This is a genomic window from Mycobacterium sp. HM-7, assembly GCF_053852335.1.
Window position 1 is genome coordinate 2,682,674 of sequence record NZ_CM132657.1, and the last position, 11,920, is coordinate 2,694,593.

General features: G+C 67.3%; 12 protein-coding genes. 5 read left to right on the forward strand and 7 right to left on the reverse strand.

The genetic code is table 11. The features are described 5' to 3' along the window. Entirely contained in the window at nucleotides 1-786 is a 786-nt protein-coding gene (tpiA, locus tag ACWW1C_RS12985) for a triose-phosphate isomerase (protein WP_455983803.1), read from the forward strand. Between the two features lie 22 nt (nucleotides 787-808). Here tpiA and ACWW1C_RS12990 read toward each other — a convergent pair whose 3' ends face one another. Then, the gene (locus ACWW1C_RS12990; RefSeq protein ID WP_455983804.1) at nucleotides 809-1,123 is read right to left on the reverse strand and encodes a hypothetical protein; all 315 of its coding nucleotides are present in this window, start codon (nucleotides 1,121-1,123) and stop codon (nucleotides 809-811) included. Nucleotides 1,124-1,304: 181 nt separating this feature from the next. Here ACWW1C_RS12990 and secG point away from each other — a divergent pair, with 181 nt between their 5' ends. From secG to ppc, 4 genes are all read left to right on the forward strand, one after another. Next, a complete protein-coding gene (gene secG, locus ACWW1C_RS12995; RefSeq protein ID WP_029105032.1) occupies nucleotides 1,305-1,541 on the forward strand; it encodes a preprotein translocase subunit SecG in 237 nt (78 codons plus the stop codon). 141 nt (nucleotides 1,542-1,682) lie between these two features. Beyond that, nucleotides 1,683-2,309: an MspA family porin gene (locus tag ACWW1C_RS13000; protein WP_455984261.1), complete on the forward strand. Its 627-nt coding sequence runs from the start codon at nucleotides 1,683-1,685 to the stop codon at nucleotides 2,307-2,309. Next, nucleotides 2,306-2,677 carry a hypothetical protein gene (locus ACWW1C_RS13005; protein ID WP_455983805.1) on the forward strand — a complete coding sequence of 124 codons (372 nt, stop codon included), beginning with the start codon at nucleotides 2,306-2,308 and terminating at the stop codon, nucleotides 2,675-2,677. The genes ACWW1C_RS13000 and ACWW1C_RS13005 overlap by 4 nt, the downstream gene beginning before the upstream one ends. Before the next feature lie 51 nt (nucleotides 2,678-2,728). After that, the gene (gene ppc, locus ACWW1C_RS13010; RefSeq protein WP_455983806.1) at nucleotides 2,729-5,536 is read left to right on the forward strand and encodes a phosphoenolpyruvate carboxylase; all 2,808 of its coding nucleotides are present in this window, start codon (nucleotides 2,729-2,731) and stop codon (nucleotides 5,534-5,536) included. 125 nt (nucleotides 5,537-5,661) lie between these two features. On the opposite strand, the gene ACWW1C_RS13015 is transcribed toward ppc, so the two are convergent. The 6 genes from ACWW1C_RS13015 to tal form a co-directional block, all read right to left on the reverse strand. Further along, on the reverse strand, nucleotides 5,662-7,059 hold the full coding sequence (locus ACWW1C_RS13015) for a DUF222 domain-containing protein (protein WP_455983807.1): 1,398 nt from the start codon (nucleotides 7,057-7,059) through the stop codon (nucleotides 5,662-5,664). A 109-nt stretch (nucleotides 7,060-7,168) separates the two neighbouring features. Next, nucleotides 7,169-7,537, reverse strand: coding sequence for an ATPase (locus tag ACWW1C_RS13020; protein WP_455983808.1), 369 nt, complete (start codon nucleotides 7,535-7,537; stop codon nucleotides 7,169-7,171). A gap of 2 nt (nucleotides 7,538-7,539) precedes the next feature. Continuing rightward, nucleotides 7,540-8,274, reverse strand: coding sequence for a 6-phosphogluconolactonase (gene pgl, locus ACWW1C_RS13025; protein ID WP_455983809.1), 735 nt, complete (start codon nucleotides 8,272-8,274; stop codon nucleotides 7,540-7,542). Next, the gene (gene opcA, locus ACWW1C_RS13030; protein ID WP_455983810.1) at nucleotides 8,267-9,178 is read right to left on the reverse strand and encodes a glucose-6-phosphate dehydrogenase assembly protein OpcA; all 912 of its coding nucleotides are present in this window, start codon (nucleotides 9,176-9,178) and stop codon (nucleotides 8,267-8,269) included. Before opcA ends, pgl begins: the two co-directional genes overlap by 8 nt. Then, nucleotides 9,175-10,734 (reverse strand): glucose-6-phosphate dehydrogenase, encoded by a 1,560-nt coding sequence (gene zwf / locus ACWW1C_RS13035; protein ID WP_455983811.1) that lies wholly within the window; start codon nucleotides 10,732-10,734, stop codon nucleotides 9,175-9,177. The genes opcA and zwf overlap by 4 nt, the downstream gene beginning before the upstream one ends. 31 nt (nucleotides 10,735-10,765) lie before the next feature. Next, nucleotides 10,766-11,875, reverse strand: a complete 1,110-nt coding sequence (gene tal / locus ACWW1C_RS13040) for a transaldolase (protein ID WP_455983812.1) — start codon at nucleotides 11,873-11,875, stop codon at nucleotides 10,766-10,768. Nucleotides 11,876-11,920 lie beyond the last annotated feature (45 nt).

The window sequence follows — 11,920 nt, forward strand, 5'->3', positions numbered from 1 at the left end:
ATGGCGCGCAAGCCCCTCATCGCCGGCAACTGGAAGATGAACCTCAACCATTTCGAGGCCATCGCTCTGGTGCAGAAGATCGCATTCGCCTTGCCGGACAAGTACTTCGCCAAGGTCGACGTGACCGTCCTGCCGCCGTTCACCGACCTGCGCAGCGTGCAGACCCTGGTCGACGGCGACAAGCTCCTGCTCACCTACGGCGCCCAGGACGTGTCACAGCACGACTCCGGTGCCTACACCGGTGAGGTCAGCGGTGCTTTCCTGGCCAAGCTGGGCTGCACGTTCGTCGTCGTCGGACACTCCGAGCGCCGGACCTACCACCACGAGGACGACACGCTGGTCGCCGCCAAGGCGAAGGCGGCACTCAAGCACGGTCTGACCCCGATCGTGTGTATCGGCGAGGGGCTCGACATCCGCGAGGCCGGTAACCACGTCGAGTACTGCACCAGTCAGCTCCAGGGCTCGCTGGCCGGGCTCTCGGCGGACCAGATCAGCCAGGTGGTCATCGCCTACGAACCCGTCTGGGCCATCGGCACCGGCCGGGTGGCCAGCGCCGCCGACGCGCAGGAGGTGTGCGCGGCGATCCGCTCGACCCTCGCAGAGTTGGCGTCGCCCGAGATCGCCGCGACCGTCCGCGTGCTCTACGGCGGCTCGGTCAATGCCAAGAACGTCGGCGAGCTCGTGGCGAAGCCCGATGTCGACGGTGCACTGGTCGGCGGTGCCTCGCTCGACGGCGAGCAGTTCGCGATGCTCTCGGCGATCGCCGCGGGCGGACCGCTGCCCTGATTCCGCGGTGTGGGGGCCGGCCCTAGTTGGCCGGCTCCAACACCATGGTGGGCAGATTGCCCCGGACCACGCCGCCCGGGAGCGGCCTCGTCGTCGTCAACGGCGCGTCAGCTGCCTTGGCAGGCGGCGCGTGGCAACCTGTCTCGGGATCCATGCCAGGGACGCCCCCGGAATCGATGCAGCACAGATCGGCGTTGCGGACCGTCTTTTTCATGCAGTTGTCGTAGGCCTCGATATCCCACGTGTCGTCGCTGGGCGCGGCGAGCGATATTGCCGGTGTCGTCAGCGCAAATGCGGCAGTCAGCAAAGCGGCGGAAACAATTTTGAGCGCTTTCACGGTGGCCTCCAATCAGGCCGATAACCGAACGTTTACCTGTCCATAGTGCGCCGTTGTCGGGAGTTGTGCCGCGAAACTGCGATGTTTCTGAGCAAATCTGGCAAACCAGCTGTGGTCGAGGTGGCGACGCCACGGTGGACCGCGGCAGGGGGACGGCGCCCTACCCGGTAAGCTGTGGGTCATGATTTTGGCCCTGCAGATCACGCTGATCATCACCAGCGTGTTGGTTGTGTTGCTGGTGTTGCTCCACCGGGCCAAGGGAGGCGGTCTGTCGACCCTGTTCGGCGGCGGCGTGCAGTCCAGCCTGTCCGGCTCGACCGTCGTCGAGAAGAACCTCGACCGGTTGACCTACTTCATCACGGGCATCTGGCTGGTGTCGATCATCGGCATCGCGCTGCAGATCAAGTACGGCGCCTAGCTTCAGACTCACAGAACCGGCCACGCCTGGCAGGCGTGGCCGGTTCTTGTTTGTCCGACAGCAAGTACCCAGCGTCCGCAGGGCGGGTGCTTATGCCGATGACAGGGGACGCTTAGCACCGGCACCTACGCTCGCCTCGTGGTGCATCTTCTTCGTATCGGCGCGAGCGCCGTGGCGATACTCGGCCTCGCCACCGGAGTGGCCGCTGCCGACCCACTGCCGGTCGCCGACGTGCAGCAGACCGTCAGCACCGAAGACGGTTGGCGCCTTGGGGTTTCGCTCACCCAGATGACCGTGAACTCGGTACCCAACATGGCCGCGACAGCCTTTACCCGTGAGGGTTTCGTCACCGGGCGGGCCGAGGCCACTATCGACGGGAGCGGTTCGTCTGCGGTCAACAACGGAACGCTGATCGTGGGCCTGCAACTCGGCTGCCAGGTCGACCTCAGCGAAGGTGCCAGCGTCGGCGGCGACGCCGACATCGGCATCAATCCTGGATTCAGCGGAAACGTGCTGAATGCCATCGGTCCCTACGCCGATCTGGGAGGAAACGTCTCGGTGAACCTGCTGCCGGGAACGATCACCAACGTGGTCCTGGGCAAGAAATCGCTCAAGGGCCGCACCGGTGGCATCACCGTGCACGACGCCCACGTCAAGGTCGACGCGTGCGGCGGTGCGGTGGCCATCCGGTTCTTCGCGACGGTGACCATCGACACCGACAAGAACGACGACAGTGTGAACGCCTACGGCGACGTCCTGCAGCTATGAGCGTCGCGCGAACGTCTGTCATATCGGGCCGTCGATGGGTCGCGGCGGCCGGCGTCGCGGTGGCGGCCTGGTTCACCGTCTGTCCGCCGGTTGCCCGTGCCGACTGCACCGGCGCCGGTGACTTCGGCGCCGGATCCGGTTGCGCGCCACCGGGTGGCGGCAGCTCGTCGGCCAAGGCCTGGCCGCCGACATCGGTCGACTGGCCGCCGACCGTGGACTCGGACAGTGGCAGCGGGGGCGGCGACGGCAGCGCCGATTCGCATCCGATCGTGCTGCCCGACGGGCAGAAGCCATCGACGACGACATCGCGTGCCTCCGGTGCCCCGGCCACGCCGTCGGTACCCATTGTCCCGGTCGGTTCCCCGTGATCCAGGCAGCCGTGCCCTGCGCCGCCGGCGCCGGGCGTCGATACTGAGGTGATGGCAGAGGTTCCGAACGCTCCCGACACCGCGCTGCTGCCGATCGGCTCGGTCCAGCGCACCGAACTCGGCCGCGAGGCCACCGAACCCATGCGCGAAGACATCCGATTGCTCGGGGCCATCCTCGGCGACACGGTGCGCGAGCAGAACGGTGACGCCGTCTTCGATCTGGTCGAACGTGCGCGCGTGGAATCGTTCCGGGTGCGGCGATCGGAGATCGACCGGGCGGAGCTGGCAGCGCTGTTCTCCGGCATCGACATTCATCAGGCGATCCCGGTGATCCGGGCATTCACCCACTTCGCGCTACTGGCCAATGTCGCCGAGGACATCCACCGCGAGCGGCGGCGCGCCGTGCACGTGGCGGCCGGCGAACCGCCGCAAGACAGCAGCCTGGCCGCGACGTACCGCAAGCTGGACGAAGCCGGGGGACTGGACGCGGCGGCCGTTGCCGATGCACTGCGCGGCGCGCTGGTGTCGCCGGTGATCACCGCCCATCCCACCGAGACCCGGCGGCGGACCATCTTCGACACCCAGAACCGGATCACCGACCTGATGCGGCTGCGACTGCACGGACACACCCAGACGCGCGACGGCCGCGACCTCGAGACCGAGCTGCGCCGGCACATCCTCACCCTGTGGCAGACCGCGCTGATCCGCTTGTCGCGGTTGAAGATTCAAGACGAGATCGCCACCGGGCTGCGCTACTACCCGGCCGCGCTCTTCGACGTCATCCCACAGGTCAACGCAGAGGTGCGCACCGCGCTGCAGGCGCGGTGGCCGGGTGAGCCGCTGCTGGAGACGCCGATCCTGCGGCCCGGTTCGTGGATCGGCGGTGACCGCGACGGCAACCCCAACGTGACCGCCGACGTGGTGCGCCTGGCTACCGGCAGCGCGGCCTACACCGCGTTCGACCGCTACTTCGCCGAACTCCTTGCGCTGGAACATGAGCTCTCCATGTCGGCACGGCTGGTCCGGGTCAGCGATGCGCTGCAGGCGCTGGCCGACCAGCATCCCGAGCCGGCCCATGCCGACGAACCGTACCGTCAGACGCTGCACGTGATCCGCGCGCGCCTGACGGCCACCGCCGCCGAGATCCTCGACCGGCAACCCGAGCACGAACTGGACCTCGGGCTGCCGCAGTACACCACGCCGGCCGAGTTGCTGGCCGATCTGGATGTCATCGACGCCTCGCTGCGCGCCGGTGGCACCAGTGTGCTGGCTGACGACCGGCTGGCCCGGCTGCGAGAGTCGGTGCGCGTCTTCGGCTTCCACTTGTGTGGGCTGGACCTGCGGCAGAACTCCGACGTGCACGAGCAGGTGGTCGCCGAGCTGCTGGCCTGGGCCGGTGTGCACCCCGATTACGCGTCGCTGCCGGAGGACGAGCGCGTCGCCGTCCTGGTGGCAGAACTGTCCACCCGCCGGCCGCTGGTGGGCCGCGAAGCGCAGTTGTCGGAACTGGCCCGCAAGGAACTCGACATCGTCGCGGCGGCCGCCCGGGCGGTCGAGGTCTTCGGACCGCAGGCCGTGCCCAACTACATCATCTCGATGTGTCAGTCGGTGTCCGATCTCCTGGAAGCCGGCGTGCTGCTCAAAGAGGCGGGCCTGCTCGACGCGGCCGGGCCCGAGCCGTACAGCCCGGTCGGCATCGTGCCGCTGTTCGAAACCATCGACGACCTGCAACGCGGATCATCGATTCTGGAAGCGGCCCTTGCCATTCCGCTGTACCGCTCGATCGTCACCGCCCGGGACGACCACCAGGAGGTCATGCTCGGTTATTCGGACTCCAACAAGGATGGCGGGTACCTGGCGGCCAACTGGGCGCTGTATCGGGCCGAGCTCGATCTCGTGGAATCGGCCCGCAAGACCGGAATCCGGCTGCGGCTCTTCCATGGCCGGGGCGGCACCGTCGGCCGCGGCGGCGGCCCGAGCTACGACGCGATCCTTGCCCAGCCTCCCGGCGCGGTCAGGGGGTCGCTGCGGATCACCGAGCAGGGCGAGGTGATCGCCGCCAAGTACGCCGAACCTCATGCGGCACATCGCAATCTCGAGACCCTCCTCGCCGCGACCCTGGAGTCGACCCTGCTCGACGTCGAAGGACTCGGCGACGCCGCGGCACCTGCCTACGATGTGCTGGACGACCTTGCTGCCCGGGCGCAACGTGCCTACAGCGAATTGGTCCACGACACACCGGGATTCGTCGAGTACTTCAAGGCGTCGACGCCCGTCAGCGAGATCGGTGCGCTCAACATCGGGAGCCGCCCGACGTCCCGCAAGCCGACCACCTCGATCGCCGATCTGCGGGCCATCCCGTGGGTACTGGCCTGGAGCCAGTCGCGCGTCATGCTGCCCGGCTGGTACGGCACCGGGACCGCGTTCGAGGAGTTCGTCGACAACACCGATGGCGGCCTCGACGTGCTGCAGGACCTGTACGCCAAGTGGCCGTTCTTCCGGACCGTGCTGTCCAACATGGCGCAGGTGCTGGCCAAGTCGGATCTCGGTCTCGCAGCGCGATATTCGGAGCTCGTGGACGACGAGGCGCTGCGCCACCGGGTGTTCGACAAGATCGCCGCCGAACATGAGCGCACCATCCGGATGCACGCGCTGATCACCGGTCACGACGACCTGCTCGCCGACAACCCGGCCCTCGCGCGGTCGGTGTTCAACCGGTTCCCGTACCTGGAGCCGCTGAACCACCTCCAGGTCGAGCTGCTGCGCCGCTACCGCTCGGGTGACGACGACGAACTCGTGCAACGCGGCATCCTGCTGACCATGAGTGGGCTGGCGACCGCACTGCGCAACAGCGGGTAGGGGCGGGCACGCGCGTCGAAGTGCCTAACGGTGCGAGGCGCGCTGGTGCGCAAAGCCGACGGTGCGAGGTTCACCCGCCGCGGCACGCCTCGGCGCGTCGTGATGCGGCGTAACCGAGCGTCGACTCAGCTTGTGGGACTGTCGCTTTCGCCGCCCTCGTCGTCGCTCTCGGGTGGGTAGAGGGTGGGGTGGTGGTATTGGTTGGTTCGCGGTTGGCCGACGTCCAGTAGTGGTGGTGGGGTCCAGTGGGTGCGGCCGTCGGGGCCCATGGTGGTGCTCCAGCCGCCGGTGTCGGCGGCTCGGTTGTCGGGCCCGCACGCCAGGGTGAGGTTGGTGATGTCGGTGGCGCCGCCGTGTTTCCACGGGACCAGGTGGTGGGCTTGGGAGCGCGAGGCGGGGGCGGTGCAGTTGGGTCGGGTGCAGCCCAGGTGGGCGGCGAACAACGCGAGGCGCTGGCCCGGTGATGCGGTGCGGCGGGCCCGGGCTAGATACAGCGGGATACTGGTGTGCTGGTCGAACACCGTCAGGTAGTGGTGCGCACCGCCGGCGGCCATGCGGATCAGGTCCCGGATCGGCAGTTTGGTGCCCGTATGTGTGACAGCGACACCGGTGCCGCGCTGCAGGTCGGTAACGGTGGCGGTGGCGACCACGGTGACCGGGAGGCCGTTGAGGTGACCGAGCATGCGCGATTGCAGGATCATGCGGCCGACCATTTTGTAGGCGTCGTGCCGGCGTTGGGCCGGGGTGCGGGTGTCGCCCGCGATCTGTTCTTGGGTGGGTGTGCCAGAGATGCAGGGCTGCGGGTCGGCGGGGTTGCACATGCCGGGTGCGGCCCACTTGTCGTTGATCGCGTCCCAGTAGGCGCGGGTTTCGGCGTCAATGGTGCCGCTGATCTCGGAGGTGTGGTCGGAGCGTTGCTTGCCGGTGGTCATGCCGCGTTTGGGATGCGGTTCTGAATCGTCGGGTTCGGGGCCGTCCGGATCGAGTGCGTCCATCAGCTTTTTCGCCACGGCCCGCAGTTCCTCGGGGGTTTGGTGCCGCGCCCCGGCCACTAGCGATTGTTCGCACTGGGTGGTGGTGGCCAGGTCAACCCACAACGGCAGATTGGCCAGCAAGTTCGCGATCACCTCGATGTGCTCGGCGTTGAGGTCACCGGCAGCCTGAGCCCGAGCCACCTCCTCCCACAAGGGCGGCAAAGCCTCTCCGGTCAGTCCGGTACGCGGGCCGACGTGTTCGCCGTGGCGGACCCGCCGCCGCGCATCCTCACTGCTGATGTGCAACCGGATGCGCAGCACGTCGGCCCAGTTCTTCCCGCCGATCTCTTTCGGTGTGGTTTGGGCCCGCAGACCGGCCAGCAGGGCGTGGTCGGCAGCCGGGAAGCGGCGCATCAGTTTCTCGCGGCGGGACAGCAGTTCGAGTTGGTCGCGGACTGACAGGCCGCTGTAATCGAATGAGTTGAGTTCGGTGACCACCTCCTCGGCCGCGGTATACGCGGCGAAGATGGCGGCCCGATCACTTCCCATACATCGAACACTAGTTCGAACCACCGACAAGAAACCGCCGCCCGTGTGACGCTAGTCACCTATCGTGACCAGCGCGCACAAAGTGACCAAAGTTTTCTTTACAACTGCGCTACGGAGCCCAGTCGCGTACTGACTTCAGCACGCTACGCACCGCGTTCTCTGTGACCGTGATCGGTGACAGGACTGTCTCGGCGACGCCGACGATGGCCTCGACGCGCGTCACGATCGCTTCCATTCGGTCGACCACGCCGAAGATGCGCGGCGCGAGCTCGTCGATCTGGGTGATGGTCTCGTTGAACCGCGACATTGTGGTGTCGAGGTCGCCCGTCAGTGTGCTCAGGGTCGACAGCGTGCCTTCCATGTCGACGAGCAGCGAGTCGACCTGGGACACCATGACGTCGGCGTTCAACGCGGCGTCCGTCAACGTTCGGATGCGGCCGCGCACGGGTCGTGAACGACCGTCGCCTTTGTCGACCATGGCTACAGTTTCGCCGCGGCGGCCTCGTCGAGCAACCACACGGTCGCCTCGGTGCCGATCGCGCCGGCCGCTGGAATGTCTTCTGCCGCTGCGCCACCGACGGCGGCTGCCACCGCGTCCGCCTTCTCCGCGCCGGCCACGACCAGCCAGACCTGACGGGAGCGACGGACCGCGGGCAGCGTCAGTGTGATCCGGCGCGGCGGCGGCTTGGGGGAGTCGGTGACGCCGACGACGTACCGCTCGGTCTCTCGGACGGCAACGGTGTGCGGGAACAGTGAGTTGACGTGTCCCTCGCCGCCCATGCCCATCAGGTGCACGTCGAATTCCGGTGTCGGCGAACCGTTCCCGGCTACCAAGGCCAGTTCGCGCTCGTAGGCGGCGGCCGCCGCGTCGATGTCGTCGCCGAACTCACCGTCACTCGCGGCCATCGCGTGCACGTTGTCCGCCGGGATGGCAACGGAATTCAGCAGCGCTTCCCGGGCCTGCTTGATATTCCGGTCGGCATCGTCGGCCGGGACGTAGCGGTCGTCACCCCAGAACAGATGCACCTTGGCCCAGTCGATCGGATGTCCACCGACATGCTTGAGCAGCTTGATGCCGGTGCCGCCGCCGGTCAATACGATGTACGCGATGCCGCGGGCCTCGATGGCGCTGTTGATGGCCGCGACGAGGCGATCGCCCACCGCGGTCACCAAAGCGTCAGAATCGGAATACTTTTCGATGATCTGCTCAGGCATAAATGACCTTGTCCAGGCCCTGCAGGGCACGGTGGTAGATCTCGTCGGCATCGAGCCGGCGCATCTCTTCGGCGAGGCAGTCGCGTGCTTCCCTGCGGGCCAAGGGAATCCGTGCCTCCGGCCGGCCGGTGCGGGTGAGCGACGCGGTGACTCCGGTTTGTGGCCGGCTCAACGTGATGGTTTCGGTCGGCCGGGTCAGCACGACTTTGAGCTCGCCGACCGCGCGCGTGACCGGCCCGTCGATGCAGGCCGCCAGCCAGCCGGCCAGAATGTCCAGGGCCGGTTCGTCTTTCAGCCCTGATACCAGCGCTTCGGTGATCGGTTCGTAGGGTGCCTGGTCCAAGGCGGCGGCGAGTAGCGCCCGCCAGTACGTCACCCTGCTCCAGGCCAGATCGGTGTCCCCCGATGTGTATCCGGCCAACCGGCTCTTGATACACACCTGCGGGTCTTCACCATTGGTGGCGTCGGTGATCCGGCGGATCGCCAGCTTGCCCAGCGGATCGGCCGCCGGCACCGCCGGTGCCACGTCGGGCCACCAGGTGACCACCGGGGTGTCCGGCAGCAGGAATGGCGTCACGACGCTACTGGCATGGCCGGCCAGGGGGCCCGAAAGGCGCAGCACCACAACCTCATTGGCGCCGGCATCGCGACCCACCCGCAGCTGCGCGTCGAGGCGGGCTTCGGTGGCCAGACGGTCACCCGGGATCACGACGATCACACGGCACGGGTGTTCGCGACTCGCGGTGTTGGCCGCCTCGATCGCCTCTTCCAGGATGGCCTCGGTGTCGGGAGCCACCACCAGGGTCAGTACGCGGCCGAGGGTGATGGCACCGCCCTCTTCGCGCAGGGAGACGATCTTCTTGTTGATGGCACCGGTGTTGGTGTCGGGCAGATCGAGAATCATGGCCGCCTCCATTCGCGGCCCGAGCGCCGCAGCATCTCGAACGCTGACTCCGGCCCCCAGGTGCCCGACTCGTAGGCCTCGGGCCGTCCGCCGTCCTTGTCCTGCGCGGCCCAATGCTCCAGTGCGGGATCGAGAATCTTCCACGACAACTCGACTTCGGCATTCACCGGGAACAGCGAGGGCTCACCGAGCAGGACGTCGAGGATCAGCCGCTCGTAGGCTTCGGGGGAGTCCTCGGCGAACGCCGAACCGTACGAGAAGTCCATGCTCACATCGCGGACCTCCATGAGATGCCCGGGCACCTTCGAACCGAACCGCAGGGTGATGCCCTCGTCGGGCTGCACCCGGATCACCAGCGCGTTCTGACCGAGCTCGTCGGTCATCGTGGCATCGAACGGCAGGTGCGGGGCCCGCTTGAACACCAATGCGATCTCGGTGACCCTGCGCCCCAACCGTTTTCCGGTGCGTAGATAGAACGGCACGCCGGCCCAGCGCCGGGTGTCGACTTCCACGGTGATGGCCGCGAAGGTCTCGGTGGTCGAAGTCGACGAGAACCCTTCTTCATCGAGCAGCCCGACCACCTTCTGCCCGCCCTGCCAGCCGGCGGCGTACTGACCGCGCGCCGTGGTCTCGTCCAGCGGCTCGGCCAGGCGGGTCGCCGACAGCACCTTGATCTTCTCGGCCTGCAGTTCATGCGGCGAGAAGTTGACCGGCTCCTCCAGCGCCGTCAGCGCCAGCAGTTGCAGGAGGTGGTTCTGGATGACGTCGCGGGCGGCGCCCACGCCGTCGTAATAGCCGCCGCGTCCACCGAGGCCGATGTCCTCGGCCATGGTGATCTGCACACTGTCGACGTAATGCGCGTTCCACACGGGCTCGAACAGTTCGTTGGCGAACCGCAGCGCCAAGATGTTCTGGACGGTCTCCTTGCCCAGGTAATGGTCGATGCGGAACACCGACGATTCCGGGAACACGCTGTTGACCACCCCGTTGAGGGCTTCGGCGCTGGCCAGGTCGTGACCGAACGGCTTCTCGATGACCACCCGGCTCCAGGACCCGTCGGGCTTGTTGGCCAGACCCGAGGTGGACAGTTGCTCACACACCTGGGGGAACGCGTTCGGCGGAATCGACAGGTAGAACGCGTGATTGCCACCGGTGCCGCGTTCCTCGTCGAGCTTGTGCAACGTGTCGCGCAGCCGTTCGAAGGCGGCATCGTCGTCGAACGTGCCCTGCACGAACCGGAATCCCTCGGCGAGGCGGTCCCAGACCTCCTGGCGGAACGGTGTCCGCGCATGCTGCTTGACGGCGTCGTAGACGACCTGGCCGAAATCCTCATCGGCCCAGTCCCGCCGCGCGAAGCCGACCAAGGCGAACGAGGGCGGCAGAAGCCCCCGGTTGGCCAGGTCGTAGATCGCCGGCATCAGCTTCTTACGGGCGAGATCACCCGTGACGCCGAAGATCACCACCGCGCACGGGCCGGCGATGCGGGGCATGCGCTTGTCGCGCTTGTCCCGCAGGGGGTTCACCCAATCCGCCGGCCGCCCGCTGCTGTCGCTCATTGCCTGTGTCCTCGGCTCTTCGCGCAAGCGCTCATCGCAAAGCGTCGAGTTGACCCTGCGTGGCTTCGAGCAGTTCGCCCCAGGACTTCTCGAACTTTTCCACGCCCTCGACCTCGAGGAGGTTGAACACGTCGTCCAGGTCGATGCCGACGGCCGACAGCTCCTCGAAGACGGCCTGCGCCGCGGCAGCCGTCCCGGAGACGGTGTCGCCGGTGACCTGACCGTGGTCGGCGACCGCTTCGAGGGTCTTCTCCGGCATGGTGTTCACCGTGTCGGCGGCGACCAGTTCGGTGACGTAGAGCGTGTCGGGGTAGTCCGGGTTCTTCACGCCGGTCGACGCCCACAGCGGACGCTGCACGCGAGCACCCTCGGCCTTGAGGTTCGTGAACTGCGGGCCACCGAAGACCTGCTCGAAGGCCGCGTAGGCCAGCCGTGCGTTGGCGACGCCGGCCTTACCGCGCAGACCCAGCGCCGAGCCACCGATCTTCTCCAGCCGCGCGTCGATCTCGGTGTCCACGCGGGACACGAAGAACGAAGCGACAGAATGGATCTTCGACAGGTCGTGGCCGGCTTCGCGGGCCTTCTCGAGCCCGGTCAGGTACGCGTCCATCACGGCGCGGTGCCGCTCCACCGAGAAGATCAGGGTGACGTTGACCGAGATGCCCTCGGCGATCACCGCGGTGATCGCCGGCAGGCCCGCCAGCGTCGCCGGAATCTTGATCAGCAGGTTCGGCCGGTCGACGATCTTCCACAGCTCGATGGCCTGCAGGATCGTCTTGTCGGTGTCGTGCGCCAGCCGCGGGTCGACCTCGATGGACACCCGGCCGTCGACGCCGCCAGAGGCTTCGTACACCTTGGCCAGCACGTCGCAGGCGTTGCGGACGTCATCGGTGGTGACAGTGCGGATGGTGGCGTCCACGTCGGCACCGCGGGACGCCAGCTCGTGCACCTGCTCGTCGTAGGCCGTGCCCTTCGACAGCGCGGCCTGGAAGATCGACGGGTTGGTGGTGACGCCCACGACGCTGCGGGTATTGATCAGCTCGGTGAGGTTCCCCGTCTGCAGCCGCTCCCGGGACAGGTCGTCGAGCCACACGGATACACCGGCGGCGCTCAGCGCCGCAAGGTTCGGGTTCTGAGTCATCTGAATGCTCCTTGTCGGTGGATCGGTTATCTGCGACGGCGAGCC